The organism is Micromonospora sp. WMMD734 (assembly GCF_049178975.1).
Lineage (GTDB): Bacteria > Actinomycetota > Actinomycetes > Mycobacteriales > Micromonosporaceae > Micromonospora > Micromonospora wenchangensis.
In genome coordinates, this window is record NZ_JBMHMK010000001.1 from 3,143,611 (window position 1) to 3,168,166 (window position 24,556).

The window sequence follows — 24,556 nt, forward strand, 5'->3', positions numbered from 1 at the left end:
CGCTGCGCTCCTCGCGCTCACGGGGCAACTCCGAAAGTAGACAGGCCGGTGGTTTCGGGCAGGCCGAGCATCAGGTTGGCGTTCTGCACCGCCTGGCCGGCGGCGCCCTTGCCGAGGTTGTCGATGGCGCTGACCACGATCACCCGGCCGGAGTCGACGTCGACGGTGGCCTGGAGGTGGCAGGAGTTCGCCCCGGCGGTCGCGGCGGTGTGCGGCCACGCCCCCTCGGGCAGCAGGTGCACGAACGGCGCGTCGGCGTACGCGTCGGCGAGCACCGCACGCGGGTCGGCGTCGCCGGTGGGCACGGCGGTGACGGTGGCGAGGATGCCACGCGGCATCGGGGCCAGCACCGGGGTCAGCGACAGCCCGGTCGCGCCGGTAGCCTGCTTGATCTCCGGAACGTGCTGGTGGGCACCGACCTTGTAAGGCGACAGGTCCCCCATCACCTCGCTGCCGAGCAGGTGCGCCTTGGCGGCCCGACCGGCGCCGGAGGTGCCGGAGGCGGCCACCACGACCACGTCGGCCGGCGCGACCGCACCGGCGGCGATCAGCGGCGCGAGGGCCAGCGTGATGGCGACGGCGTAACAGCCGGTGTTGGCGACCCGGGTCGCCCCGGCGATCGCCGCGCGCTGGCCGGGCAGCTCCGGCAGACCGTACGTCCACGCCCCGGCGTGCGGGCCGCCGTAGTACCGGGACCAGGCGTCGGCGTCGCGCAGCCGGTGGTCGGCACCGAGGTCGACCACCCGCACCGACTCCGGCAGCCCGGCGGCGAGCGCCGCCGACTCGCCGTGCGGCAGGGCCAGGAAGACCAGGTCCGCGTCGGCCAGCGTCGCCGGGTCGGTCGCCGCGAACGTCAGGTCCAACCCCGCGAGCTGCGGGTGTACGGCGGTGACCGGCGCACCGGCCTGGCGGTGCGCGGTGGCCGCGACCAGGTCGAACTCGGGATGACCGGCGATCAGGCGCAGCAGCTCGCCCCCGGCGTAACCACTCGCCCCGGCGACCGCAACTCGGATACCCATTCCAACCTCCGCATGACTATGCAGAGAAGGTTAGCGACCCACCGACCTTCTGTGCAAGTTAATACAGCCTACTGCATGGACATGAAGAAGTGACCTGGACCACTCACGTGCATTGACAGCCATGAGGGTCTTGGCCATGCTGAGAGAGCGCTCTCTAGTCGCCCATCAGCCACAAACCACCCGCCTGCCGCTTGCGGCCCGGCCGAAGGAGCCGTCCTTGCGTACCCCGAGAAGCTGGGCCACCGCCCTCGCCGCGATCGTGATCGCCGGCGTCACCACCCTCGGCCTCACCACCGCGCCCACCCGCGCCGTCGGACCGTCCCCGCTCCCGCTGACGGTCACCAACAGCACCGGCCGGGCGGAGGCCGTCCACCTCTACCTCCTCGGCGTCGACCTCGCCTCCGGCCGGCTCGGCTACGTGACCGCCGGGGGCGTCTTCACCCCCTGGCCGGCCGGCGGCCAACCGCCCACCCCCGCCCCCGACGTCGCGATCGCCGGACCCGCCAACGGCGGCTCCGTCACGCTACGGGTCCCCCGTGGCCTCTCCGGCCGGGTCTACTTCTCCTTCGGCCAGAAGCTGCGCTTCTCACTGACCCCGGACGGCCTGGTCCAGCCAGCCCCCTGGGCCGCCGGCGACCCCAACCGCGACATCCTGTTCGACTGGTCCGAGTTCACCTACAACGATGCCGGACTCTGGCTCAACAGCACCCAGGTCGACATGTTCGCCGTCCCGCACGCGGTCAGCGTCACCGGCGCGAGCGGCACCACCCGGCGGGCCGGCCAACTCGTCAACGGCGGCCGGCAGGCCGTCATCGACGCCGTCCGCGCCCAGCCCGGCTGGGCGGACACCGTGCAGACCCGGTCCGACGGCACGGTGCTGCGGGTGCTCTCCCCCGGCAAGGCCGTCGACGCCGGCCGGTTCGCCTCCGGCTACCTCGACCCGTACATCGACGCGGCCTGGCGCTCCTACACCACCCGGACGCTGACCGTCACCCCGTTCACCGACCGGCCCGACGTGCGCTACCTCGGGCGTACCGCCGGCACCACGATGACGTTCACCGACCCGGCCGGCCGACAGGTCGCCACCTTCACCAGGCCCACCAGCTCCGACGTGTGGGACTGCGACGGGACCCTCGCCGCCCCCAACGACCAGGTGGTCGGGCCGATCGCCCGGACGCTCTGCGCCGCCCTGCACCGCACCACCCTCGACACCATCACCACGCAGCCCGGCGGCGGCCCGGCCGACTTCTACCGGGGCACGCTGACCAACCACTACTCGCGGATCATCCACCAGCACATGGTCGACGGCCGGGCGTACGGCTTCGCCTTCGACGACGTGCTCGCCCAGGAGTCCCTGGTGCACGACGGCGACCCGCGCGCCGCCGGCCTCACCCTCACCCCGTTCACCGGCACGACCGCCCCGACGCCCACCGCCAGCCCGACCCCGACCGCCAGCCAGACCCCGTCCCCCGGCCAGCCGTGGAACGCGACCCGCCATCTCCAGGCCGACGGCACCCTGGCCGGCACCACCGGACCCGCCGGCACGGTCACCCTGGCGGCGGCGAACGGCAACCACGACGGCACCCCCACCAACGCCCGGGTCTTCACCGCCCGTGGGCTCACCGGCACCTGGACCGGCGCAGCCACCACCTTCGACCTGGCCGTCGACGCCGGCACCGCCGTCGGCGACGGCGTCCAGGCCCGGGTGTCGTACGACCTCACCGGCGACGGCACCGCCGACCGGGTCGAGACGTACGCCTACTTCGCCACCGACCCGGTGCCCGGCGTCGAGCGCTACCGGCAGACCCAGGGGCTGCGCTCAGCCACCGGCAGCCTCGGCAACCTACGGGGCGGGACGGTGACCGTGCAGGTCTGGAACGCCATCGGCGGCACCCCGACCACCCTCGGCGTCGGCGACGCCTCCCGCGTCGTGCTGCCCTTCACCAGCTGACCGTACGGCGTCTTCCGGAGGCCGGGCCGCCTCCGGAAGACGCCCCCGCTCAGCCGGTCCGCTGAACGAGCCCGTGCTCGCGCTCGTACGTCCGCAGCGCGACGTCCCATGCCTCGGTGTACTCCGACGGGCCCAGATTGAGGTCGTGGTGCCCCCGGACCGCCTCCCGGAGCAGGGTCACCAGTTCCGGCACCGTCGCCCGGCGCTCGTCGACGTAACGGCGGAACACCTCGGCGAACTGCTCGCCGGTCAGCCGTGCCGCGTGCATCGTCACCGGATCGGCCTCCAACGCCTGGAGCACCGCGCACCACCGGCGGGTCAGATCGTCGACGTGCCGGGCCCGGATCTTGTGCAACTCGTGCTCACACTCCAGCCTGATCCGTTCCTCCCAGTACGGCCGCAGCCGGTCGCGTACCCGCTCGTCGGGGCTGACCCGGACGTGGGCGGTGAACTGCGGCAACGACTCGTTCGCCGGCCACCGCTGCCCGGCGAGCCGGTCGTTGAGCACCCGCTCCAGTTCGTGTGAGCGGTGCGGCTCGAACTCCCGCGACACGTCGACGACCCGCTCCCGGACGATCCCGCCGGCCCAGTCGAGATACCGCTCGGCGCGGTACTTCAGCTCCTCGAACGTCATCCGCCGGCCGGTCCAGACATACACGGGGTACACCCGGAAGTCGAAGGCGTCCCCCTTCGCCGGCACCAGCAACGGCTGCGGGGCGTCCTGCCGGAACGACACCGTGACCGGTGCCGGTGGCAGTGGTGGCGGCGTCGGCACCGGAGGCACCGGCGTGCCAAACAGACCCTGCCACCAGGAGCGGCGCTGCGGCACCGGCACCTGGGTGCCGGCGGTGGTGCTGGAGTACCCGTTCATGAGTGGTCCTCGTCGGTGAGTCGGCGTACGTCGTCGAGCAGGGTGTTGCGGGGCATCAGGGGTTTCCAGACGTGACGCAGCTGGTGGTCCAGTCGGTGCCGCAGCGGCGCCCGACCCGCCACCACCAGCCCGAGCAGCTCCAGGCAGTAGGCGGCGACCTCGGGATGGCCGTCGGCCCGGTTCAGCCAGAAGCCGAGCGTGCGCCACGAGCGGTAGGCGGTCGTGGGCAGGCTGAGCGCATTGGCCCAGCAGTCGGCCAGGTCGGTCATCGACACGGTCCCGACCCGGGCCAGATCGAGCAGTTCCGGCCAGTGCTCCCGGGGCGCGGGTGCCCACCGGTCGGCGAGCTGGCGCAACGCCCGCCCGGCGTGCAGCCACACCTCCGGATCCTCCGCGCGGGTCCACTGGGCCAGGGCCGGCAGCACGGTCGCCTGGTGACCGGCGGTGTGCACCTCCACCAGGCCGCGCACCACCGAGTGGTGCCACCGTTGCATCCGCGCCCGGGCGATCTGCCGCAGATGCAGCAGGGCGGTGTCCGGCCAGAGCCGGGCCAGCCCCAACGCGTAGGCGCGGGCCACCGTGTCACGCAGGTGGGCCGGTCCGCTCGACGCCCACCGGTCCAACTCCGTACGCACCCGTTGCCGCAGCTCCGGCTGCATGGCCATGGCGACCAGCGCGATGGCGGCGGCCTGCCGAACGCCGGCACGGCGCTCCCGGGCCAGCCGGTCCACCGTCTCCAACGCGACCCGCACCCCGTGCCGGGCCGACCAGCCGACCGCTCCCGCGGCGGCCTCCCGGACACCCGGATTGCCCGTCCGCACCAGGGTCGCGAGCCACCCGAGCAAGTGCTCCGGCAGCCACCAGTCCGACCAGGCGACCTCCAGCAGGCTGGTCCGCAGCTGGTCGTTGCCGGGCGCGAACTCGATCCGCCGCCCGCCGTGGAGCCGGTCGTCGTCGACCAGAACGACGGCCTGCCGCAGTACCGGGCCGAGCAGCAGGTCCACCACCCCGCCCAGGAACCCCACAGGTGCCGGGGCCGTCGTACCGTCGTCGCCCGGCACCGGCGCGGCGAGCAGCCGTCCGGCCGCCGCCTGGACCTCGACCACGGACTGCCCGGCCAGCACCGCGCACGACAACCGGAACGCCCGCCGCTGGTCGACGTCCCACCGGGACGCCCCCTCGACGCCGTCGTCCTCGACGGCGAGCACCCGTCTGGCGCGTTCCCGCAACTGCCGGGGGAGCAGTCGTTCCAGCCGCTCGGTCAGGTCGCCGGCGCGTGGCGGCGCCTGGGCGATCAGCTCCGCCAGCCGGACGACCTCAGCGGCGCGCGGACCGCCGGCCAGGTGGGCCGCGAGCAGCGGATGCGGGACGCACTCCTCCTCGACGTACACGTCGACGCAGTCTCCGGTGCAGCCGTCGACGCACCAGCCGACGCACTGCCCCCGCAACAACCGGCGGAGTTGGGCCCGGAACACCTCCGCCGGGGCCGCCGGGCGGTGGGGCACCAGATGCCCCGCGAACTCCTGTTCCCGGCGCTCGAAGTCACCGACCAGCACCAGGCTGCTTCCGGTGGCTTCCAGCCTCGCCGACAGGCCCACCAGGGTCATGCCGTCCAGGTCCCGGACCGCCTCCTCGCCGAGCGCCAGCGTGTAACCGTGGCCGGACCGTACCGGGGCGTCGGTGCCCAACAGGTCCGACAGGTGCTCCGCGTCGAGCACCCCCACCCGGTCGTAGCCGTACCGACGGGCCGACGCCAGGCAGGCGGCGGTGTGTCGACCCGTACCGTCGGCACCGCTGAGGCAGACCAGGTGACGGAGCTTGAGCTGCCGGTCGAGCCGCTGGTCGCTCGGCGCGGGGGCGTATCCGTCGGCCAACTGCCGGACCCAGGTGCCGCTGAGCGTCTCGGACCAGGTCCGGCCGCCCGCCCCCACGGTCGCCGTGGTGATGTTCACGGTGCCGATCGCCGTCGCCCCCGGGCCGGTCGCGTTCTGACCCCGGACCCGTACGTCACCGACCCCGATGCCCGCCGGGACACCGAGCAGCGCGGTGAGGCGGGCCAGGACTGCCGTCGGGTCCGGTGCCTCCTCCGGCTCGTCCTCGGCGGCGGGCTGCCCCGAGGGCGCGTCCGTCGCCTCGGACCAGCCGGCCGTGGCCTCGTCCGACCAGCGCCCGTCGTCGTGGGGAGCGTCCGACGGGACGTCCACCGGCGGTGGCTGTCCCCCGCCGTCCGGGTCCGCCGGTTCCCACGAATCCGACGTCTCCCTCATCGGCCGCCGCCCTCGCCGCCGAACACGACGTCGCGTCCGACCGATCCGATGGCCGTGGCGTTGGGGCCGATGGCGTTCTGTCCGCGTACCCGGATGTCGCCGGTGCGGATGCCGGGCCCGGCCGGGCCGGCTCCGGTGTCCGGCCGGGCCGCGCCCGCCCCGGTGTCCGACCCGGCCGGAGGCGGTTCCCCGGTGGGCGACGGCGGCTCCTGCGGCGACGGCCACGACGACATGTCCTCGTCGACCACGTAGAGCCAGGCCGGCTCCCGGAACTCCTTCTCCGGGTGCTCGACCTCGATCCGGCGGAACCGCTCCGGCCGCATCTCCTCCGGGTACTCGCAGACCACCTCGCGGTACATCTGCGTCGAGACGACCAGCGCCACGCCCGCGTCGGGGAACGCGGCCAGCGCCTGGCGCACCGGCTTGGCGTCGCAGAGCCGGCAGACGTGCACGACGGCGTGGCCGGGGAAGCCGTTCGCGCCGTCCAGGTGCACCAGGCCCTGGTGCACGGCCACCCGCAGCCGGATCTGCGCGGGTGGCGTCCGGTCGCTGTTGAACGCGCGCAGCCGCCGGTTCAGCTCCGGCACGAACCGGCCGATCACCCGGGACTCCGGCACGTCGCGGGGCAGGATCGCCAGCTCACCGTCACCGGCCTGCTGGGTGATCCAGGTGACCCGGTCCAGGCCCACGTCGGTCGCCGCCGCGTGCAGGAGCGTACGGAAGTTCTGTTGTGCCTCGTACTGCTGAAGATTGCTGCGCCGGCTGTACCGTTCCATGTCCACAGAGATCAGCAGACGCCGTTCGGGATGTCGCATCGGTACACCCTTCGTCGTCAGCCCGCTCGGCGAGCGGGCACCACCGTGCCCATGGAATCGGTCCCGCCGGGCGCAAACCCCCTAGAAGTACGGCATCGCCGGGACTGTCGGCATCCGGTCATCCCATCGTGGACAGATGTCGTGCTAGGCCGGCTCGGATCTGCTGGGAGCATGTGGACGAACCTGACCGAACTGCTCCTGGCGCTCGGGCTCTCCCCGCCCGTGATCCTGGCCCTGGTGGTCGTCGAGACCCTCGCGGCCCGCAGCGGGGCGGTGCGAACCGTGTCGGCCCGGATACGCTTCGGCACCTCTCGTCTGCTGAGGAGGATGCCGGTGCTGATGCGGCAACCCCACGTCCGACCCGACGGCGACTGGCCGTACGGGACCTTCCTGCAACGGCTCGACCGCCCGGTACGGGACGCGTTGCTGGCCACCGGTGTGCGCCGGCAGGTGCCCGCCGGGCAGATCGTCATTCACGAGGGCCACCACGAGGCGCACCTGGTGCTGCTGGAGGACGGCCTGACGAAGGTCACCGCGTCCCTGCCCGACGGGCGGACCGCCCTGCTGGCGCTACGGGTCGGCGGTGACCTGGTGGGTGAGATGTCGGCGCTCAACGACCGTCCCCGGTCGGCGACGGTGACCACCTGCGGCCCCACCCGGTACAGCGTCATCCAGCCGGCGCAGTTCAAGACCTTCCTGCGCGACCATCCGGACGCCGCCCTCGAACTGGCCGCCATGGTCTCCGACCGGTTGCGCTGGTCCAACCGTCGGCGGATCGACTTCTCGTCGTACCCGGTGAAGATCCGGGTGGCCCGGGTGGTGGCCGAGCTGTGCCGCTCGCACGGCCGGCAGGACCGCGACGCGGTGGTCATCGACGTCCGCCTGACCCAGCCGGAACTCGCCACCATCTGCGGCGCGGCCGAGACCTCCATCCAGAAGGCGCTGCGGGAACTGCGCGCCGACGGGTTGGTGGAGACCGACTACCGGCGGATCACGGTTCGCGACCTGGCGGGGCTCCGGGAGTGCGGGGAGGTCACCGACGACGTGTGACCGCGACGGCCCCGACCCGGTGACCGGATCGGGGCCGTCGTCAGGCCGGTGCGGGTCAGGCGCCCCGCAGGATCGCCCCGAACCGCTGGGCGGCCACGGCCACGGCGGCGTCCCGCGCGGCCACCGCCTCCTCCACGGTCAGCGTCCGGTCCGGTGCCCGGAAGGTGAGCTTGTACGCCAGCGACCGGCGACCCGCGCCGAGCGACTCCGAGGCGTACACGTCGAAGAGCCGGACCTGCTCCAGCAGCTCGCCCGCCCCCTCGACCAGCGCGGCCCGGACGTCGGCGGCCGGCACCGTGTCGTCCAGCACCAACGCCACGTCGATCAGCGCCGGGGGGAACCCGGACACGGCCGGCGCGGACACCACCGGGGCCGCCGGCAGGGCGTCCAGGTCGAGTTCCATGGCGCTGGTCCGGCGGGGCAGTTCCAACGCGGCCAGCACCGCCGGGTGCAGCTCACCGGCGTGACCGACCACCTCCCCGTCGACCAGCAGCGCGGCGCAGCGGCCGGGATGCCAGGGTGCCCGCTCGGCGGCCCGCACCTCGATCCGCTCGGCCGGCAGGTCGGCGGCGGCCAGCACGGCCCGGCCGGCCTCCACCGCGTCGGCCCAACCGGCGGCACGGCCCGGCCCCCACCAGCCGGCCGGCTCCACGTCCCCGGTGAGCACCACCGCGACGTGCCGGGGTTGGGCGGGCACCACCGCGTCGGCGGCGGCGAACTCGGCGTCGGTGGGCCGGCGGTCCACCCCCATGGTCGGCGGCGCACCCACCCCGGGACGCGGGTGGAACACCGCCCCGATCTCGTAGAGCGCCAGGTCACGGTGACCCCGGCCCAGGTTGCGCTTGAGGATGCCCAGCAGCGGGCCGAGCAGGGTCGTGCGCAGCAGCGGCTCCTCCTCGGACAGCGGGTTGGCCAGCCGTACCGCCGGCCGGCGCGGGTCGTCGGCGGGCAGCCCGAGCTGGTCGGCCAGCTCCGGGGCGACGAACGGCAGCGCCAGCACCTCGACGTAGCCGCGCTCGGCGAGCGAGCGGGCCACCGCCCGGCGGCGACGCTGCTGCCAGGTCAGCCCCCGGCCGGGGGGCGCGGTGGGCAGCACCGACGGCACCCGGTCGTACCCGTCGAGGCGGACCACCTCCTCCACCAGGTCGGCCGGGTCGGTGAGGTCGGGCCGCCAGGTCGGCGGGGTGACGGTGAGCACGTCGCCGCCGCCGGCCGTCGTCGCGACCGAGCCCGCGTCCTCGGCCAGCCGGTCGGCACCCCGGATCACCGTGCAACCCACCTGCTCCAGCAGGTCGACCACCCGCTGCGGGGAGTAGTCCACCCCGACCCGGCGCGACGGCAGGTCGACCGGGAGGACGACCTGACGCATCGGCCGGACGTGGTCGAGGTCGAGGATCTCCGCGCCGGCCTCGCCCCCACCGTGGGTGGTGAGCAGCTCGACGGCGCGCTGCAGGGCCACCAGCGGCAGCGCCGGGTCGACGCCCCGCTCCCACCGCTTGGCCGCCTCGCTGAACAGCTTGTGCCGGCGGGCCGTGCGGCCGACCATCACCGGGTCCCAGTGGGCGGCCTCCAGCAGCACGTTCGTGGTGCCGCCGACCACCTCGCTGGTCTCGCCGCCCATCACCGCGGCCAGCGAGACCGGGCCGGTGTCGTCGCAGATAACCATGTCCTCGGCGGTGAGCGAGCGGACCACACCGTCCAGGGTGGTCACCTTCTCGCCCGCCTCGGCCCGGCGCACCACCAGCGGGCCGGTGATCCGGTCGGCGTCGAAGGCGTGCATCGGCTGGCCCAGTTCCAGCATCACGTAGTTGGTGACGTCCACCGCCAGCGAGATGCTGCGCACCCCGGCCACGGTGAGCCGCTGCCGCATCCAGCCGGGCGTGGCCGCCGTCGGGTCGACCCCCCGGACCATCCGGGCGGTGAACCGGTCGCAGCCGACGGTGTCGCGCACCTGCACCGGGTACGCCGGCTGCGCCGTACCGGCCGGCGCGGGCACCCGGCCCGGGTCGCGGAAGGCCACCCCGAGGGCGTACGCCAGCTCCCGGGCGATGCCGCGCACGCTCAGCGCGTACCCCCGGTCGGGGGTGATCTCCAGCTCGACCACGACGTCGTCGAGACCCACCACCGGGCGGGCGTCGTCGCCGGGGCGGGCCGGGGTGTCCGGCGGCAGCACGATGATGCCGGAGTGGTCGTCGCCGAGGCCCAGTTCCATCGCCGAGCAGATCATGCCGGCCGACATCCGGCCGTACGTCTTGCGGGCACCGATGGTGAAGTCGCCGGGCAGCACCCCGCCGGGCAGGATCACCACGACCCGGTCGCCGGGGGCGAAGTTCCGCGCCCCGCAGACGATCTGCTGCAACTCGCCGGTGCCGTTGGCGGTGCCCACGTCGACCAGGCAGTGCCGGATCGGCTTCTTGAACCCGGTCAGCTCCTCGATCTCGCGGACCTCACCGACGACCAGCGGACCGGTGACCGTACGGCGCAGGTCCACCACGGACTCGACCTCGATGCCGAGGTCCACCAGGGCCTGTTCCAGGTCCTCGGTGGGCAGGTCGACGGGGAGGTCGACGTACTCCCGCAGCCAACTGACAGAAACTCGCATGACTCAGACCACCGTCTCCGTGACTCGTACCCGCATCGCCCTACGCCCCGGCCCCGAACGCGCGGGTGAACCGCACGTCGCCCTCGGCCATGTCCCGCATGTCGCTGACCCCGTGCCGGAACATCACCGTCCGGTCGATGCCCATGCCGAACGCGAACCCGGAGTAGACCTCGGGGTCGATGCCGCAGGCCCGCAGCACCCTCGGGTTGACCATGCCGCAGCCGCCCCACTCGACCCAGCGCGGACCGTCGCGGTGCTCGGGGAACCAGACGTCGAACTCCCCGGACGGCTCGGTGAACGGGAAGTAGTGCGGACGCCAGCGGGTCTTCGCCCCCTCGCCGAACATGGCGCGGGCGAAGTGGTCGAGGGTGCCGCGCAGGTGCGCCATCGTGATGCCCCGGTCCACCACCAGGCCCTCGACCTGGTGGAAGACCGGCGCGTGGGTGGCGTCCAGCTCGTCGGTGCGGTAGACCCGGCCGGGCACCACCACGTAGATGGGGGGCTTGCGGGTGAGCATGGTGCGCGCCTGCACCGGCGAGGTGTGGGTGCGCAGCACCAGGCCGGAGGTGTCCGCGCCGGGCGGCGGTGCGATGTGGAAGGTGTCCATCAGCCCGCGCGCCGGGTGGTCGGCGGGGATGTTCAACGCGTCGAAGTTGGTCCACTCCAGCTCGACCTCGGGGCCCTCGGCCACCTCGTAGCCCATCCCGACGAACAGGTCGCTGATCTGCTCCATCAGGGTCGACAGCGGGTGCCGCGCCCCCCGGGGCCGCCGGTCGTACGGCAGGGTCACGTCGACCCGCTCCTCGACCAGCACCCGGGCCGCCTGCTCCCGGTCGAGCACCTCGGCGCGGGCGGCGTACGCGGACTCGATGGCCCGGCGGGCCTCGTTGACCCGCTTGCCGGCGTCGGCCTTGGCGGCCGGCGGCAGCGCGCCGATCTCCCGGCGGGCCAGCGACACCGGGGACCGGTCGCCGAGGTGCGCGGGGCGCAGCGCGGTCAGCGCGTCCGGGTCGGCGGCGGCGGCGAACGCATTTTCGGCGTCGGCCACGGCCCCGGCCAGGGCGGCCGGGTCGAGCAGGGCGACCTGCTTCGGGTCGTACGGATCGTTGCGGTAACTCATGGCGTACGGGCACTCCCTCACGGCGGCGCCGGCCCTTCTCAGGCGGCTAGGCGAGTCTACGGACGCGCGGCGGTGCCGCAGCCCGCCGGTGGGAGTTACGCGCGGAGGAAGGTCAGGCCCGCCGCCCGCCGACACCGGCGGGCTGGCTAAACGAACGCCGTGGCGCGTTCCTCACGTGACCTGCTCCCCTGCTGGGTGTGCGCCCGACCGTGGTCGGCGCAGTGCTCGGGCTGAAGCGTACAGGCAGACGGCGGCGGCCGCAGCCAGGTTCAGGCTCTCGGCCCGCCCGTGCAGCGGCACCCGGACCCGGGCGTCGGCGGCGGCGGTCAACTCCCCGGGCAGGCCGTGCGCCTCGGCCCCGAACAGCCAGCCGGTGGGGCCGGCGAGCCGGCCCTGGTCGGCGAGGTCGTCGAGGTCGCTGTCGCCGTAGCCGGTGGTGGCGAGGACGGTGAGCCCGGCGGCGCGCAGCGCGTCGACCACGTCCTGCGGGTCGGCGGCGCGGACCACGTCGACGTGGAACAGGCTGCCGGCGGAGGCGCGTACGCACTTGCCGTTGTACGGGTCGACGGTGTCGCCGGCGAAGACCACCGCCCCCGCGCCGGCCGCATCGGCGGTGCGCAGCACGGTGCCGGCGTTGCCCGGGTCGCGGATGCCGGCGAGGACCGCGACCAGGCGGGGGCCGCGCGCCAGGGCGTCGTCCAGCGGCACGTCGAGGTGCCGGCAGACGGCGACCACACCCTGCGGGGTGACGGTCTCGGTGAGCGCGGCCAGGGCCTCGTCGGTGACCTCGGAGACGGGCAGGTCGGCGCGGGCGGCACCGGCCGCGAGGTCGGCGTACCGGTCGAGCGCGGCCGGGGTGCCGAACAGCTCCACCACTGTGCCGGTGCGGTCGAGGGCCTCCCGGACGGCCTGCGGCCCCTCGGCCAGGAACCGGCCGGTGGCGTCGCGGTCGCGCCGGCGGTGCAGCCGGCGGGCGGCGACCACCCGGGGCGTACGCGGGGTGAATGGGCCGGTGACGGCGTCGAGGCGTCTCCCGCGCGGTGGTGACTGCATGGGAGACGCCTCGATCTGCTGCCGGGGTGGGTCAGGCGGCCTGGGCCGCGGCGCCACCGGTGCCCTCGGCCGCCACGGCGGCGCGGGCCAGCTCGACGATCGCGGCGAACGCCGCGGCGTCGTGGACGGCCAGGTCGGCCAGGATCTTGCGGTCGACCTCGATGCCGGCCAGGCGCAGGCCCTGGATCAGCCGGTTGTAGGTCATGCCGTTGGCCCGGGCGCCAGCGTTGATGCGCTGGATCCAGAGCTGCCGGAAGTCGCCCTTGCGGTCGCGACGGTCCCGGTAGGCGTACTGCATCGAGTGCAGCACCTGCTCCTTGGCCTTGCGGTACAGCCGGGAGCGCTGACCGCGGTAACCGCTCGCGGTCTCCAGCAGGGTACGACGCTTCTTCTGGGCGTTCACAGCCCGCTTGACGCGTGCCATCTCAACTCCTTGTTAGGTAAAGGTGGCGCGCGTCAGCGGCCGAGCAGCTTCTTGATGCGCTTGACGTCGGACTTGGCCAGCTCGACCGTGCCGGTCAGCCGCCGGGTCTGGGTGGACGGCTTCTTCTCCAGGTTGTGGCGAAGGCCGGCCTGCTGGGCGACGATCTTGCCCTTGCCGGTCACCTTGACCCGCTTGCCCATACCCGTGTGGCTCTTCATCTTCGGCATGTGGAACGTCTCTCCCTGTTACTGGCCGCTGGGGGCAGCGGTCGGGCCGGCCTCGCCGGCTGCTGCGGTCTCGCCGGCCGCCGGGGCCGCGCCATCTACCGGGGCGGCCGATTCCTCCGCGGCCCGGTCCCGGGGGCCCCCACGGGACGCCGTGGCGGCGACCGCGGATGCCTTGACGGCCCGGTGCGGAGCGAGAACCATGATCATGTTACGGCCGTCCTGCTTCGGAGCGGCCTCGACGTATCCCAGGTCCGTGATCTCGGATTCGAGCCTGCGCAGGAGCCGGTAACCCAGCTCCGGGCGGCTCTGCTCGCGACCGCGGAACATGATCGTCACCTTGACCTTGTCGCCGGCCTTGAGGAACCGCACCACGTGACCCTTCTTGGTCTCGTAGTCGTGCGGGTCGATCTTCGGCCGGAGCTTCATCTCCTTGATGACGGTCTGCTGCTGGTTACGCCGCGCTTCGCGCGCCTTGAGTGCGCTCTCGTACTTGAACTTGCCGAAGTCCATGAGCTTGCACACCGGCGGGCGCGCCATCGGCGCAACCTCGACCAGGTCCAGGTCGACGTCCGCGGCCAGCTGCAGGGCGCGCTCCAGCGGGACGATGCCCACCTGCTCACCCTCAGGGCCGACCAGTCGGACCTCACGTGCCCGGATCTGCTCGTTCACGCGTGGTTCGACGCTGATGGGGCCTCCTCGAGTCGAGTCTGCTGCGTGGCCGACCCCGCGCGGCCCCCGGGTGGGGGCGACCCGGAAAGCAGAAGGCCCCGGCGCATGCCAGGGCCCGCTCGACCGGTCGGCACGATCACAGGATCGCGCATCCGGCACCGGGACGAACCCGGAACCGGTGACCGGACCCGGCCACCTCGGGGGCGACTCGGGTGGGAGCAGGCGCTCCGCTTCGGGACCACCCACACGCCACAGGCGGGGGCAGTCTGGTCGACGTGGCAACACTACACCCCGGCGCAGCCATCCCCCAAACCGGGCCCGCAGGTCAACCCGGTACGACAGCCCGGCGGAGGGCGACGAACCGGGGTGTCATCGGTGCTCGCCGTCCCGGTCGGGCCGGGTCGGGCGGTCAACGGGCCGGAGTGCCGCCCAGGCCGGCCAGGTGGGCCTGGTGCAGCCGACGCAGCGCACGGACCCCGTCGACCGCGCGCTGCTTGTCGGCGGCCTGCAGCGCCACCATCGGCAGCAGGTCGTCGTCGTGCAGCTCCAGGCTGGCCCACGGCGCACCCCGGTCGAAGCGCACCCCCCGGACCACCTCCCACGGCAGCTCGTACGAGCCGAGGATGTTGCGCACCCGGACCCCCCGGGCGTCCGCCTCGACCCGGGGCCGGGTGAACAGCAGGATGCCCAGCGCGCCGAACACGCCGAGGCCGATCATGGCGAACTGGTCGCCGCGCTGGAAGGTGCCGTAGCCCTCGCCGGTCGCCCCGGTCAACGAGGTGGCGACCAGGCTGAAGACCACCAGCAGGGCGATCGCCGAGGCCCAGCAGACGACCCGGACACGACGCGGCCTGAGACGGATCAACTCGGTGTCGCTCACCGCTCCAGTCTGCCACCCGGCCCCGGCGGCGTCGCGCCGCCACCCGCCGCGCCGGGACGGGTCGGGTCAGGCCGGGCGCGGGCGGGGCGGCGGTCAGAGCCGGCAGGCGTGGATGTTGGTGACCAGGATCGCGCGGGCGCCCAACTCGTACAGCTCATCCATGATCCGGTGCACGTCGTCGCGGAGCACCATCGCCTGCACCGCGACCCAGCCCTCCCGGTGCAGCGGGGAGACCGTCGGCGACTCGATGCCCGGGGTCAGGCCGCTGGCCCGGTCGAGCAGGCCGGCCGGCACGTCGTAGGCGAGCATCACGTACCGGCGGGCCACCAGCACCCCGTGCAGGCGACGCAGCAACTGCTCCGCCTGCGGGTGGACCGGCGCGCCGGCCCGGCGGACCAGCACCGCCGAGGAGTGCAGCAGCGGGTCACCGAAGACGACCAGCCCGGCCTGACGCAGGGTCGCGCCGGTCTCCACCACGTCGGCGACCACGTCGGCGACCCCGAGCCGGATGGCGTTCTCCACCGCACCGTCGAGCCGGATCACGTCGGCCTTGACGCCCAGGTCGGCCAGGTAGCGCTCGACCAGCCCCGGGTACGCGGTGGCGATCCGGTGCCCGCCCAGCTCCTGCACGTCGCCGACGTCCCCGGGGCGGGCGGCGAAGCGGAAGGTCGCCCGGGCGAACGCCAGGTCGACCACCTCCTCGGCGGGCGCGCCGGAGTCGATCAGCAGGTCCCGGCCGGTGATCCCGACGTCGAGGTCACCCGAGCCGACGTAGGTGGCGATGTCCTTCGGACGCAGGTAGAAGAACTCGATGTCGTTGGCCTCGTCCGGGCAGACCAGGTCCTTGGGGTCGGTGCGCTGGCGGTAGCCCGCCTCGCGCAGCATCTGGGCGGCCTTCTCGGCCAGGGCGCCCTTGTTGGGTACGGCGACACGCAGCATGACGGAGTGCTCCTTCGATCGGATCAGATCAACGACGCGGGCGCACTCACAGATGTCGGTAGACGTCCTTCAGCTCCAGACCGCTGGCCAGCATCAGCACCTGCACCTGGTACAGCAGCTGGGAGATCTCCTCGGCGGTGCGCTCCGGGCCCTCGTGCTCGGCGGCCATCCACGACTCGGCCGCCTCCTCGACGACCTTCTTGCCGACGAAGTGCACCCCCTTGGCCAGGGCGTCGACCGTGCCGGAACCCGGCGTGCCGGCGGCTGCCTTGGCCTGGAGCTCGGCGAACAACTCCTCGAACGTCTTCACGGAACCGGATTCTTCCAGCCACCCACCGACGCCTCACGCGCCGGGTCGCCCGGCCCGCACCCCGTTCCCGCAGGCTGGGACGCATCCGGGGAGGCCGGGCGCTCCGGCCGGCCCGGGCGCGGGTCAGCGGGCAGCGGCAACGGGCCGGACACGTTTGCACATCGATCTCTCATCTACCTGATGGGACACCCTTCGAGGGATCGGTGGTCTTCTCTATCCTGGCGGCCATGGTCAGCAGCAGCTCACGTACCCGCGCCGCCGCCACCGCCGCCGTGCTCCTCGTCGCCGTGGCCGGATGCGCCCCGCAGGACCCCACGCCCACCACCCCCGACACCGTCCCCACGGCGGCGTCCTGCGCCAAGGACAGCCTGAAGACCCGGACGGCCGGCAAGCTCACCATCGCCACCGACGAACCCGCGTACGAGCCGTGGTTCACGGGCAACAAGCCGGACAGCGGCGAGGGTTTCGAGTCCGCCGTCGCGTACGCGGTGGCCGAGAAGCTCGGGTACACCCCGGCCGACGTCACCTGGACCCGGGTGAAGTTCGACACCGCCATCGCCCCCGGCCCGAAGACCTTCGACTTCGACATCAACCAGTTCTCCATCACCGAGGAACGCAAGCAGGCGGTCGACTTCTCCGCCCCGTACTACCTGGTGCGGCAGACGGTCATCGCGCTCAAGTCGTCCAAGATCGCCGGGAAGAAGTCGGTGGCGGACCTGAAGAACGCCAAGCTCGGCGCGCAGGTCGGCACGACCAGCTACCAGGCGATCACCGCGCTGATCAAGCCCTCGGTCAAGCCGCAGGTCTACAACAGCAACGACGACGCCAAGAAGGCCCTGCAGAACGGCCAGCTCGACGGGCTGGTGGTCGACCTGCCGACCGCGTTCTACATCACCGGTTCGGAGCTCACCGACGCCACCATCGTCGGCCAGCTGCCGCAGGTGGGTGCGCCTGAGGCGTTCGGGCTGCTGTTGGACAAGGACTCCCCGCTCACCCTGTGCGTCAGCAAGACCGTCGGGGAACTCGCCGAGGCCGGCACGCTCAAGCAACTGGAGCAGAAGTGGCTCGCCCAGGTGGCGGGGGCGACCGAACTCCAGTGAGCCGGCTGTCAGCAGGCGACGGCGGTCCGGCGGTGGACCGGCCGCACCTCCCGTCGGCGGCGCAGCGGCGGCGGGCGGCGTACCGGCGTCGGCAGACGACCCGCAGCGTGCTGGTCGCCGCCGCCTCCACGGCGGTGCTCGGCACGCTGCTGGTCGTCGCGGTCACCGGCGCACCCGGCTGGGACCGGGTGCGCGGTTCGTTCCTGGACCCGAGGATCGCCCGCGACGCCCTGCCGGAGGTGCTCGTCGGGCTGTGGCTCAACGTCCGGCTGCTGGTCTGCTGTGCCGTCGGGGCGCTGCTGCTCGGCCTGCTGATCGCGCTGCTGCGGACCCTGCGCGGGCCGGTCTTCTTCCCGGTCCGCGCGCTCGCCGCCGGGTACACGTACACCTTCCGCGGCCTGCCGCTGATCATCGTGCTGTACGTGCTCACCCTCGGCGTGCCCGGCCTGCGGTTGCAGGGGATGCCCCCGGTGCTGGTGCTCGGTGGGCTGGCGCTGGTGCTCACCTACGGCGGCTACCTGGCGGAGGTGTTCCGGGCGGGCATCGAGTCGGTGCACCCCAGCCAGCTCGCGGCGGCCCGCTCGCTGGGGCTGACCTACCGGCAGACCATGCGGCACGTGGTGCTGCCGCAGGCCGTCCGGCGGGTCGCGCCGCCGCTGCTCAACGACGTGGTGGCGTTGCAGAAGGACGTCGGCCTGGTCTCCCTGGCCGGCCCGATCGACGCCGTCCGGGCGGCCCAGATCGCCACCGCGGAGACCTTCAACTACACCCCGTACATCGTGGCCGGGGTGCTGTTCGTGCTGCTCGCCATCCCGCTGATCGCGGTCACCGACGGGGTGACGCTGCGGGCCGCCCGACGCCAGTCCGGAGGCTGAGAATGGCCGTGCTGACCTGCCGGGGGCTACGCAAGGAGTTCGGCGGCCGGGTGGTGCTCGACGGGCTCGACCTGACCGTCGACGAACACCAGGTGGTCGCCCTGATCGGGGCGTCGGGATCGGGCAAGTCGACGCTGCTGCGCTGCGTCAACCTGCTGGAGGAACTCGACGACGGCACCATCACGCTCGACGGCGAGGAGATCTCCGACCCCCGGGTCGACCCCGACCGGGTGCGTCGGCGCATCGGCATGGTCTTCCAGTCGTACAACCTGTTTCCGCACCTGAGCGTGCTGGAGAACGTCACCCTCGCGCCGCGCCGGGTGCACCGGCGGGCGCGGGCCGAGGCCGAGGCGCAGGCCCGGGAGCTGCTCGCCCGGGTCGGGTTGGCCGACCGGGCGGACGCCTACCCGGACCGGCTCTCCGGCGGCCAGCAGCAGCGGGTGGCGATCGTCCGGGCGCTGGCCAACTCGCCCCGGCTGATGCTGCTGGACGAGGTCACCTCGGCGCTCGACCCCGAACTGGTCGGGGAGGTGCTGGCGATGATCCGGGACCTCAAGGCCGACGGGATGACGATGGTGCTGGCCACCCACGAGATGGGGTTCGCCCGGGAGGTCGCCGACCAGGTCTGCTTCCTCGACGCCGGTCGGGTGGTCGAGACCGGCCCGCCCGCCCAGGTGTTCGGCGAACCGACCCAACCGCGTACCCGGCAGTTCCTGAAACGGATCATCGAGGCCGGCCGGCTGTAGCGGGACCGCGCCCTCCGGAACGACACGCGTGGGCCGATGTTGCGGGGTCTACGTCCGCCGGACCCCACAACATCGGCTCACGAGGCCACAGCCGCCGGCCCGGCGGGCCCTGGCGGGTGGTCAGCCGGCGAAGCCGACGCGGTGGCCGTTGGCCGTGGACACGGCCCGGACCGCCAGCGCGGCGTCCAGGGCGGCGACGGTGGCCGACCAGCCCTTGTCCTCGGCGGAGCCGGGCAGCCCGGCCCGGTCCCGGGCCTGGTCGAGGTTCTCCACGGTCAGCACCCCGTGCGCCACCGGCTTGCCCTCGTCCAGGGCGACCCGGGTCAGGCCGTCGGTCACCGACCGGCAGACGTAGTCGAAGTGGGCGGTCGCGCCCCGCACCACCACGCCCAGCGCCACCACCACGTCGCAACGCCGGGCCAGGGCCTGCGCCACCACCGGCAACTCCACCGAGCCGGCCACCCGGGCCGTCACCACCCGCGCCCCGCACGCCTGCGCGGCGGCCACCGCCCGGTCGAGCATGTGGTCGGTCAGCTCGCCGTGCCAGCGTGCCGCCACCACCCCGACGGTCAGCCCGGCGGCGTCCACCGGGGTCACTCCGGGTTCACCGAAACCCGCCATCGTCATGCTCCGATCTCGTCGCCGGGGACCGGACGACCCATCGGGGCCTCGGTCATCTCGTCCAGCTCGTCCAACAGGTGGCCCATCCGGTCCCGCTTGGTCCGCAGGTAGCGCACGTTCTCCGGGTGCGGCCGGACCGGCAGCCCCTCCCGGCCGGTGATGGTCAGCCCGTACCCCTCCAGCCCGGCCCGCTTGGCCGGGTTGTTGGTGAGCAGCCGCATCGACCGGACCCCCAGGTCGTAGAGGATCTGCGCGCCGGTGCCGTAGTCCCGGGCGTCGGCCGGCAGCCCCAGGTCGAGGTTCGCGTCCACGGTGTCGCGGCCCTGGTCCTGGAGCTGGTACGCCTGGAGCTTGTGCAGCAGGCCGATGCCGCGCCCCTCGTGCCCGCGCACGTAGAGCACCACGCCCCGCCCCTCCCGGGCGACCCGGGCCAGCGACGCCTGCAACTGTGGCCCACAGTCGCAGCGCAACGAGCCGAAGACGTCCCCGGTGAGACACTCGGAGTGCACCCGGACCAGCACGTCGTCGCCCTCGCCCAGCTCGCCGAAGACCAGCGCGACGTGCTCGGCCGGGTCGTGTTCGGCCCGGTAGCCCAGCGCCCGGAACACCCCGTACGGGGTGGGCATCCGCGCCTGCGCGACCTGCTCCACCTGCTTCTCGTGCCGCCGCCGGTACGCCACCAGGTCGGCGATGGTGACCAGGGTGAGCGAGTGCTCGGCGCAGAACTTCTCCAGATCCGGCAGGCGCATCATGGTGCCGTCGTCGTTGACCAGCTCGCACAGCACCCCGGCGGGACGCAGCCCGGCCAGCCGGGTCAGGTCGACCGCCGCCTCGGTGTGCCCGGGACGGCGCAGCACCCCGCCGGCACGGGCCCGCAGCGGCACCACGTGGCCGGGGCGGGCCAGGTCCGTCGGGTCGGTGCCGGGGTCGGCGAGCAGCCGGATGGTGTGCGCCCGGTCGGCGGCCGAGATGCCGGTGCTGACCCCCTCCCGGGCGTCCACGGTCACCGTGTAGGCGGTGCCGCGCCGGTCCTGGTTGGTGTGGTGCATCGGCGGCAGGTCCAGCCGGTCGCACTCCGCCTCGGTCAACGGGACGCAGACGTACCCGGAGGTCCAGCGGACCATGAAGGCGAGCAGCTCCGGGGTGGCCAGCTCGGCGGCGAAGATCAGGTCGCCCTCGTTCTCCCGGTCCTCGTCGTCGACCACCACGACGGGCCGGCCGGCGGCGATGTCCGCCACCGCCTCCTCGATGCGGGCGAAGGTGACCGCCTGGGTGCTCATGCCACGACCTCCGAGTAGGTGGACGGGATCGGTGTCGACGCCGTACGGCTGACCCGCGAGCTGCGCCACCAGGCGGCGAAGCCCCAGACGCAGAGGGCGCCGTAGACCAGGTACATGGCCGCCGAGGGGTAGAAGCCGCCGCGCAGCAGCAGCGGTACGCCGACCGCGTCCACCGCGATCCAGACCAACCAGAACTCCACCCAGCCCCGGGCCATGCCGTAGGTGGCCAGCAGGCTGCCGGTGAGGATCCAGGCGTCCGGCAGCGGCCCCCACGAGCCGAGCGCGGCGAGCAGCGGGTAGCCCAGCGCGGTGCCGAGCACGGCGGCCAGCAGCAGACCGAGCCGTTCCCGGCCGGTGGCCCAGCGGGGGGTGACCGCCGGGGCGTCCCCGCCCTGGCGGCGGTTGCGCGACCAGCGCCACCAGCCGTAGACGCTGACTGCGAAGAAGAAGACCTGCCGGCCGGCCTGGCCGTAGAGGTCGTGCGCCTGCGGGGTGGCGAACACCCCGCCGAGGAAGACGGTGAACAGCAGCCCGTTGCCGATCATGCCGACCGGCCAGGCCCAGACCAGCCGGCGCAGCCCGAGCAGCGCCGAGACCAGCCCGAAGGCGTTGCCGACGATCTCCCGGACCAGCACCGGGGAACCGACGACGTGCACCTGCGCGTCGAGCAGCCAGCCGACCGGCCCGCTCACCGCGCCCCTCCGGCGGCGTCGCCGGGCAGCGCCGGGGCGGTGCCGTCGGTCCCGGCGGGGCCGGCGGGCAGGCGGGCGTCGAGGAGACGTTCGACGTACTTGGCGAGCACGTCCACCTCCAGGTTGACCGGGGCGCCGACCCCCCGCCCGCCGAGCGTGGTGAGCTTGAGGGTGGTCGGGATCAGCCCGACGGCGAACCAGTCGTCGCCGACCGCCGCCACGGTCAGCGACACCCCGTCGACGGTGATCGAGCCCTTCTCCACCACGTACCGGGCCAGCGCGGTGGGCAGCCGGAACCGCAGCGTCTCCCACTGCTCGGCCGGTTCCCGGGAGAGCACCTCGCCGACGCCGTCGACGTGGCCCTGCACCAGGTGCCCGCCGAGCCGGCTGTTCAGCGCGGCGGCCCGCTCCAGGTTGACCGGATCGCCGGGACGCAGCCCGCCCAACGCCGAGCGGCGCAGCGTCTCGCCCATCACGTCGGCGGTGAACACCCCGCCGTCGACGTCGACCACGGTCAGGCAGACCCCGTTGACCGCGATGGAGTCGCCGTGCCGGGCGTCGGAGGTGACCAGCGGGCCGCGGATCGCGACCAGCGCCGAGTCACCCCCGGTGTCGGCGATCCGGACGACCTCGCCCAACTCCTCGACGATGCCGGTGAACATCTCAGGCCTCCCTCTTCCGGGGCAGCGCGGTGATCCTCAGGTCGGACCCGACCCGGGTAACGTCGGTGATTTCCAGATCGATGGCGTCGGCGATGGTCGTCACACCCGCGTCGACCAGCGCGGTCGGGCCGGCCCCGAGCAGCTTCGGCGCGACGTACCCGACGACCCGGTCGACCAGGCCGGCGGCGAGGAACGCCCCGGCCAGCCGGGGGCCGCCCTCCAGCAGCGCGGCGCGTACCCCCCGGTGGTGCAGTTCGGCCAGCAGGGCCGGCAGGTCGACCCGGCCGTCCGGGCCGGCACCGACCTCGGCGACGGTGGCGATCCAGGTGCGGGCGGCACCGTCACGGACCCGGGCGTCGGCCGGGGTACGCCCCGCGCTGTCCACCACCACCCGCAGCGGCTGGCGGATCGCCAGGGTGCCGTCGCGCAGATTGCGGGCGGTCAGCCGGGGATCATCGGCGAGCACGGTGCCGACGCCGGCGATGACCGCGTCGACCGTGCCGCGCAACGCGTGTACGTCCATCCGGGCGGCCTCAGAGGTGATCCACATGCTGCTGCCGTCGGCCGCCGCGGACCGGCCGTCGAGGGTGGCGGCGTACTTCCAGATCAGGTACGGCCAGCCGCGCCGCATCGAGGTCAGCCAGGCGACGTTGCCGGCCTCGGCCTCGTCGGCGCGTACCCCGGACTCGACCCGCACCCCGGCGGCGCGCAGGGTGGCGGCGCCACCCGAGGCGACCGGGTTGGGGTCGGGCACGGCGATGACCACCCGGGCGATGCCGGCGCGGATCAGCGCGTGACTGCACGGGCCGGTGCGACCGGTGTGGTCGCACGGCTCCAGGGTGACCACGGCGGTACCGCCCCGGGCCCGCTCGCCGGCCTGGGCGAGCGCGACGATCTCGGCGTGCGGCCCGCCGGTGTAGGCGTGGAAGCCCTCCCCGACGACGACGCCGTCCGCGTCGAGCAGCACGCAGCCGACGACCGGGTTGGGACTGGTGGTGCCGAGGCCCCGGGCACCCAACTCGATGGCACGACGCATCGCCTCGTCCACGGAGACGCCGCCCATGCCCTGCCCTCTCGCTCGCCGGTCCCCGCGCGGGCGGTACGGGAGCAGCCGGGCAGGCGGCGGCGGAACCGGGAACGGCAGGGCCGCCCCCGGGGAGCCCACGCGCTCGCGCAGGCCCGCCCCGCCCGCGCGCTGTCTCCCATCCGGACTGTCGGGGGTGCGGAAGAACCGCTCCCCCACCGTCGGCCCCGGATTCTCACCAGGTCCACCGGGCGGCACAGCCGTCCGGGTCGCGGGCTTACCACGTCGAGCGTGGATCACCGCCGGTTCGGAATTTCACCGAGCCCCGCCAGCGCGTGGTGGGTACATGCGAAGTCTTACACGTCACCCGGGGGAGTTCGCCACCTCCAGCGTGCTACTTCACACCCCGTCGGCCCGCCGCCTGTCGACTGCGACGTATGACCCCGGTTGGCTCTTGGCGACCGTTTTCATCTCGCTGGCCACGGCGATCGCGGCGAGCGGGTCGGTGAAGCGCTTACGGGCGTCGGAGAGCGAGACGCCGATCGACAGCGTGACCAGGGCGGCCCGGCGGATGTTGCCCCGCCGGTCCTTCAGCTCGACGAAGCCGCGTTCCCGGTCGGTCGGGTCGTAGAGGGTGTCGGCGCTCTTCTCGAAGTCGACCACGGCCCGGGAGGTCAGCGGGCGGATCTGGTCGGGCGCGCAGACGATAACGAAGTCGTCGCCGCCGACGTGGCCGAGGAAGGCCGGCGGCAACCCGATCGCGACCACCGCCCGGTGCAGGCTGCGGGCCAGCGCGGAGATGAACTCGTCGCCCCGCACGAAGCCGTACCGGTCGTTGACGCTCTTGAACCGGTCGATGTCGATGTAGCCGACGGCGTAGTCGACGCCGCTGCGGACCCGGTCACTGATCTCCCGGCGGATCCGGCTGTTGCCGGGCAGGCCGGTCAGCGGGGAGACCTCGCGGAACTCCTTGTTGCGGCGCAGCGTGGAGCTGACCCGGGCCACCAACTCGGCGGTGTCGAACGGCTTGACCAGGTAGTCGTCGGCGCCGGCGCTGAGCCCGTGCACCTTGTCCACGGTCATGCCCTTGGCGGTCAGCATGATCACCGGCAGGGCCGAGGTGATCGGGTTGGCGCGCAGCCGGCGGGTCAGCTCCAGGCCGTCGATGCGCGGCATCATCAGGTCGACCACGGCCAGGTCCGGCTTGTGCTGCTCGATCATGTCGAGCGCCTCCTGGCCGTCCCCGGCGTGCAGCACCTCGAAGCCGTGCAGCCGCAGGTTGAACTCGACGAAACGGGCGATGTCCTCGTCGTCGTCGACGACCAGGATCACGTCGGGGCGGTCGCCGGTGGGCTCCAC

At 73.5% G+C, this 24,556-nt stretch carries 24 protein-coding genes and 1 riboswitch; of the genes, 5 read left to right on the plus strand and 19 right to left on the minus strand.

Features of this window, described 5'->3' with window-relative positions; translation table 11 throughout:
• Nucleotides 1–17 precede the first annotated feature (17 nt).
• On the minus strand, nt 18–1,019 hold the full coding sequence (gene argC, locus ACN267_RS13320; protein WP_421488813.1) for an N-acetyl-gamma-glutamyl-phosphate reductase: 1,002 nt from the start codon (nt 1,017–1,019) through the stop codon (nt 18–20).
• Nucleotides 1,020–1,236: 217 nt separating this feature from the next.
• On the opposite strand from argC, the gene ACN267_RS13325 reads away from it, so the two are divergent.
• Nucleotides 1,237–2,970: a beta-1,3-glucanase family protein gene (locus ACN267_RS13325; RefSeq protein WP_421488814.1), complete on the plus strand. Its 1,734-nt coding sequence runs from the start codon at nt 1,237–1,239 to the stop codon at nt 2,968–2,970.
• Nucleotides 2,971–3,019: 49 nt separating this feature from the next.
• Here the strand turns inward: ACN267_RS13325 and ACN267_RS13330 are convergent, their stop codons facing one another.
• Genes ACN267_RS13330 through ACN267_RS13340 form a run of 3 tightly spaced genes read right to left on the minus strand, consistent with a single transcriptional unit; the run spans nt 3,020 to nt 6,923 of the window.
• Nucleotides 3,020–3,841: a hypothetical protein gene (locus ACN267_RS13330; protein ID WP_421488815.1), complete on the minus strand. Its 822-nt coding sequence runs from the start codon at nt 3,839–3,841 to the stop codon at nt 3,020–3,022.
• On the minus strand, nt 3,838–6,045 hold the full coding sequence (locus ACN267_RS13335) for a hypothetical protein (RefSeq protein ID WP_421488816.1): 2,208 nt from the start codon (nt 6,043–6,045) through the stop codon (nt 3,838–3,840). Before ACN267_RS13335 ends, ACN267_RS13330 begins: the two co-directional genes overlap by 4 nt.
• Nucleotides 6,046–6,104: 59 nt before the next feature.
• The gene (locus tag ACN267_RS13340) at nt 6,105–6,923 is read right to left on the minus strand and encodes a hypothetical protein (protein WP_281898833.1); all 819 of its coding nucleotides are present in this window, start codon (nt 6,921–6,923) and stop codon (nt 6,105–6,107) included.
• Nucleotides 6,924–7,094: 171 nt separating this feature from the next.
• Between ACN267_RS13340 and ACN267_RS13345 the strand changes: the two genes are divergently transcribed.
• Complete coding sequence (locus ACN267_RS13345) at nt 7,095–7,973, plus strand: Crp/Fnr family transcriptional regulator (protein ID WP_281898835.1); 879 nt, start codon at nt 7,095–7,097, stop codon at nt 7,971–7,973.
• 55 nt (nt 7,974–8,028) lie between these two features.
• On the opposite strand, the gene pheT is transcribed toward ACN267_RS13345, so the two are convergent.
• The 9 genes from pheT to ACN267_RS13390 all read right to left on the minus strand — a co-directional run bounded on the left by pheT (nt 8,029) and on the right by ACN267_RS13390 (nt 16,215).
• A complete protein-coding gene (gene pheT, locus ACN267_RS13350; protein ID WP_421488817.1) occupies nt 8,029–10,575 on the minus strand; it encodes a phenylalanine--tRNA ligase subunit beta in 2,547 nt (848 codons plus the stop codon).
• A gap of 40 nt (nt 10,576–10,615) precedes the next feature.
• On the minus strand, nt 10,616–11,695 hold the full coding sequence (gene pheS, locus ACN267_RS13355) for a phenylalanine--tRNA ligase subunit alpha (protein ID WP_421488818.1): 1,080 nt from the start codon (nt 11,693–11,695) through the stop codon (nt 10,616–10,618).
• 171 nt (nt 11,696–11,866) lie between these two features.
• Nucleotides 11,867–12,748, minus strand: coding sequence for a TrmH family RNA methyltransferase (locus ACN267_RS13360; RefSeq protein WP_421488819.1), 882 nt, complete (start codon nt 12,746–12,748; stop codon nt 11,867–11,869).
• Nucleotides 12,749–12,779: 31 nt separating this feature from the next.
• A complete protein-coding gene (rplT, locus tag ACN267_RS13365; protein ID WP_088645192.1) occupies nt 12,780–13,172 on the minus strand; it encodes a 50S ribosomal protein L20 in 393 nt (130 codons plus the stop codon).
• Between the two features lie 32 nt (nt 13,173–13,204).
• The gene (gene rpmI / locus ACN267_RS13370) at nt 13,205–13,399 is read right to left on the minus strand and encodes a 50S ribosomal protein L35 (RefSeq protein WP_088645193.1); all 195 of its coding nucleotides are present in this window, start codon (nt 13,397–13,399) and stop codon (nt 13,205–13,207) included.
• Nucleotides 13,400–13,417: 18 nt separating this feature from the next.
• Nucleotides 13,418–14,068, minus strand: a complete 651-nt coding sequence (gene infC, locus ACN267_RS13375) for a translation initiation factor IF-3 (protein ID WP_421488820.1) — start codon at nt 14,066–14,068, stop codon at nt 13,418–13,420.
• A 409-nt stretch (nt 14,069–14,477) separates the two neighbouring features.
• On the minus strand, nt 14,478–14,948 hold the full coding sequence (locus ACN267_RS13380; protein WP_204961408.1) for a PH domain-containing protein: 471 nt from the start codon (nt 14,946–14,948) through the stop codon (nt 14,478–14,480).
• A 93-nt stretch (nt 14,949–15,041) separates the two neighbouring features.
• Entirely contained in the window at nt 15,042–15,887 is an 846-nt protein-coding gene (hisG, locus tag ACN267_RS13385) for an ATP phosphoribosyltransferase (protein ID WP_204961407.1), read from the minus strand.
• Nucleotides 15,888–15,933: 46 nt separating this feature from the next.
• Nucleotides 15,934–16,215 carry a phosphoribosyl-ATP diphosphatase gene (locus ACN267_RS13390; protein ID WP_204927713.1) on the minus strand — a complete coding sequence of 94 codons (282 nt, stop codon included), beginning with the start codon at nt 16,213–16,215 and terminating at the stop codon, nt 15,934–15,936.
• Nucleotides 16,216–16,424: 209 nt separating this feature from the next.
• On the opposite strand from ACN267_RS13390, the gene ACN267_RS13395 reads away from it, so the two are divergent.
• Genes ACN267_RS13395 through ACN267_RS13405 form a run of 3 tightly spaced genes read left to right on the plus strand, consistent with a single transcriptional unit; the run spans nt 16,425 to nt 18,918 of the window.
• Nucleotides 16,425–17,297: an ABC transporter substrate-binding protein gene (locus tag ACN267_RS13395; RefSeq protein WP_421488821.1), complete on the plus strand. Its 873-nt coding sequence runs from the start codon at nt 16,425–16,427 to the stop codon at nt 17,295–17,297.
• The gene (locus ACN267_RS13400) at nt 17,294–18,172 is read left to right on the plus strand and encodes an amino acid ABC transporter permease (protein ID WP_421488822.1); all 879 of its coding nucleotides are present in this window, start codon (nt 17,294–17,296) and stop codon (nt 18,170–18,172) included. Before ACN267_RS13395 ends, ACN267_RS13400 begins: the two co-directional genes overlap by 4 nt.
• A 2-nt stretch (nt 18,173–18,174) precedes the next feature.
• Nucleotides 18,175–18,918, plus strand: a complete 744-nt coding sequence (locus ACN267_RS13405; protein WP_281898848.1) for an amino acid ABC transporter ATP-binding protein — start codon at nt 18,175–18,177, stop codon at nt 18,916–18,918.
• Between the two features lie 120 nt (nt 18,919–19,038).
• Here ACN267_RS13405 and ribH read toward each other — a convergent pair whose 3' ends face one another.
• The 6 genes from ribH to ACN267_RS13435 form a co-directional block, all read right to left on the minus strand.
• Nucleotides 19,039–19,539, minus strand: coding sequence for a 6,7-dimethyl-8-ribityllumazine synthase (gene ribH / locus ACN267_RS13410; RefSeq protein ID WP_088645198.1), 501 nt, complete (start codon nt 19,537–19,539; stop codon nt 19,039–19,041).
• A gap of 2 nt (nt 19,540–19,541) precedes the next feature.
• Nucleotides 19,542–20,819 carry a bifunctional 3,4-dihydroxy-2-butanone-4-phosphate synthase/GTP cyclohydrolase II gene (locus ACN267_RS13415; RefSeq protein ID WP_421488823.1) on the minus strand — a complete coding sequence of 426 codons (1,278 nt, stop codon included), beginning with the start codon at nt 20,817–20,819 and terminating at the stop codon, nt 19,542–19,544.
• The gene (pnuC, locus tag ACN267_RS13420) at nt 20,816–21,511 is read right to left on the minus strand and encodes a nicotinamide riboside transporter PnuC (RefSeq protein WP_204961403.1); all 696 of its coding nucleotides are present in this window, start codon (nt 21,509–21,511) and stop codon (nt 20,816–20,818) included. Before pnuC ends, ACN267_RS13415 begins: the two co-directional genes overlap by 4 nt.
• Nucleotides 21,508–22,173, minus strand: coding sequence for a riboflavin synthase (locus ACN267_RS13425; protein ID WP_204961402.1), 666 nt, complete (start codon nt 22,171–22,173; stop codon nt 21,508–21,510). Before ACN267_RS13425 ends, pnuC begins: the two co-directional genes overlap by 4 nt.
• 1 nt (nt 22,174) lies before the next feature.
• Nucleotides 22,175–23,236 carry a bifunctional diaminohydroxyphosphoribosylaminopyrimidine deaminase/5-amino-6-(5-phosphoribosylamino)uracil reductase RibD gene (gene ribD, locus ACN267_RS13430; RefSeq protein ID WP_088645202.1) on the minus strand — a complete coding sequence of 354 codons (1,062 nt, stop codon included), beginning with the start codon at nt 23,234–23,236 and terminating at the stop codon, nt 22,175–22,177.
• 127 nt (nt 23,237–23,363) lie between these two features.
• Nucleotides 23,364–23,534, minus strand: a riboswitch (FMN riboswitch).
• A 62-nt stretch (nt 23,535–23,596) separates the two neighbouring features.
• Nucleotides 23,597–24,556, minus strand: a complete 960-nt coding sequence (locus ACN267_RS13435; protein ID WP_204961401.1) for a response regulator — start codon at nt 24,554–24,556, stop codon at nt 23,597–23,599.